At 47.1% G+C, this 2,309-nt stretch carries 3 protein-coding genes; 2 read left to right on the top strand and 1 reads right to left on the bottom strand.

Annotated elements, in window-relative coordinates; all coding sequences use genetic code 11:
- On the top strand, positions 1 to 279 hold a 279-nt coding region (locus EBR25_13235; GenBank protein ID NBW41944.1), incomplete at its 5' end, for a hypothetical protein.
- A gap of 3 nt (positions 280 to 282) precedes the next feature.
- Positions 283 to 909, top strand: a complete 627-nt coding sequence (locus tag EBR25_13230) for a GIY-YIG nuclease family protein (protein NBW41943.1) — start codon at positions 283 to 285, stop codon at positions 907 to 909.
- Here the strand turns inward: EBR25_13230 and EBR25_13225 are convergent.
- Positions 898 to 2,309 (bottom strand): type I restriction endonuclease subunit R (locus EBR25_13225; protein NBW41942.1); only part of this gene is annotated, 1,412 nt, incomplete at its 5' end. The genes EBR25_13230 and EBR25_13225 overlap by 12 nt on opposite strands.

Raw genomic sequence — 2,309 nt, 5'->3', positions numbered from 1 at the left:
CAAGAAAAACATGAGTACTTGATTGAGGAAGACTTCTTCTACTGTTTTGTTGATTTCGAACCTGAACACCCAGATGTATACGTCTTACCCGCGAGGGTTGTTGCAGAGACTATCTCGCTGGATCACAAGACTTGGCTTGAGACCCCGGGAAAAAATGGTTCAGCACACAACGAGACCAAATTTCGAAGGCTGAGGAACAAGTCTCTTGGGAAACAGCCCGGTTGGCTGGAGGAATACAAAGAGCGGTGGGACTTCATCGCTCCTGAGCACGAGGACTAGAAATTGAGCATTGTTTACATACTTACCAACGAGGCGATGCCTGGGTACATAAAGATTGGCCGGACAGAAACCTCTGTTGAACAAAGAATGCGAGAGTTGGACAAGACTTCCACGCCTCTTCCATTTCAGTGTTACTTTGCCGCTAGGGTCTCAGATCACATGAAGTTGGAAAAGACTTTGCACACCGCATTTGGAGACCATCGAGTGAGGTCTAACCGAGAATTTTTCAAGCTAGATCCATACCGTGCAAAAGTAGTTATCGAGCTTCTTGCAATTGAAGATGTAACTCCAAGGGACGACATCTTCGAAGACCTAGAAAGTGCCGATGCAGTGGAACGCGCCACTAGGCTAAGCGGCCGGTTCGACTTTCATGAGAATGGCATAGCTCCAGATAGTGTTCTGCAATTCGTGTCTGACCTTTCAATCACATGCACCGTGAAAGACAGGCACAACGTTATCTTTAATAATGAGGTCATGTCGCCATCAAAGGCAGCACAGCAAGCCAAAGTTCTGCTTGGGGGCAAGAGTCATGCCATGCAGGGCCCAATTTATTGGCTCTATAACGGAGAGACGATAGCGAGTATTCGAGATCAGCGACTCGAGGAGCAGGGTGAACAGCTAGCCGAGTAGTTGGAACCGCTCAAAGAATGCAGCCAGCTTCTCAAATACCCTCTGTTTCTGGGTGCTGTATTCGCTGTCTGGCGCAAACATGTTTACCGCCGGAAGCATTCGAGACACCGCTGTTCCCTCGAGCCTGAGCTCACCAGTTTTGAAAGCTTGATCCATGAGGACGTGCGCTCTTGCGGTATCTAAGCTTTCATCCTCGATTATCTGCTCGAGTTCCATCTGCCTCTGCTCTGAAATGAACTTTGTCCAGTGGCTCTCAATGTTGGTATCTAAAGAAATGTCAGCGACGAACTTCTGAATCAGGTCTTTTTTACTCCTTAGGCTGAAGCTTGAGTCAACCGCCCTGTCAATGGCCACACGTATCTCTTTGTCTGCGTCTTGATCGCCGGCCTTGTCTTGAAGGGACTTCACGAGCATCAATATGTAATCGACATTGATCTCAACTTGTTTCACAAGCTCTAATTCAAAGACGATGTCATCAAGAATTGACTCTTTGTCGCCGTCGATCCTGGGTTGCAAAACATTCCTAAGCTCCAGGTAAGTGCTTTGAAAATCCTGTTGCTGGGCACTCGAGAGAATTGTCACTTCTTCAAACTCATCGAAGGAGCCCAAAATATTGGTAAGCCTAAGAATTGAGTTGTAGAGGTTGATGAAATCTCTCTGTTCGGTCTCCCCAGTGGGAATGACCCCCGGAGAAAACCTTACTAATAGCTTTCCAACAAGCTCCTCGTACTCCTGGAAGTAGTCACTGAAAGGCTTAAGCAGAACAATGCCGCCGGCTTCTTTGTTGCCAAAGAGAGAAATCGCCTCAGTTGTTTGGGCTTCAAGGTCGCGGAAACAAACAACATTTCCATAGGTTTTGACCCGATTAAGTATTCGGTTAGTTCTCGAGAACGCTTGAAGCAATCCGTGTTGACGAAGATTCTTGTCTACCCACAATGTGTTCAGTGTTGTTGCGTCGAAGCCCGTGAGAAACATGTTCACAACAATCACGAGATCGAGTTCTCTCAGCTTTAGTCGTTTAGTCAGGTCTTTGTAGTAATTCTCAAAACCATCGGAACCCGTGTCGTAGCTAACGCCGAACATTCCGTTGTAGTCGAGAATTGCCGATTCCAAGAAGTCTCTCGATGACTTGTCTAACTCGCCGGTTTCAAAACCTTCCTCAGCGAGCAGGCCGTCGGGTTCTTCCTCGTTAGGTGCATAACTGAAGATGGTCGCGATTTTTAGTCTGTCTGCCTCTGGTACATCTTGTTGAGCAACCTTGAATGCCTGGTAATAACGTTTAGCAGCTTCGATGGACTGAGTGGCAAAGATTGAGTTGAATCCGTTTAGCCTTCTGTCTTGAACAGAGTACGACTCATTTCTCCGCGTCTTTTGGTCGAAGTGCTCGAGTATGTAATCGA

Source organism: bacterium (assembly GCA_009926305.1).
Taxonomy (GTDB): domain Bacteria; phylum Bdellovibrionota_C; class UBA2361; order UBA2361; family RFPC01; genus RFPC01.
This window is presented reverse-complemented; position numbering and strand designations above follow the sequence as displayed.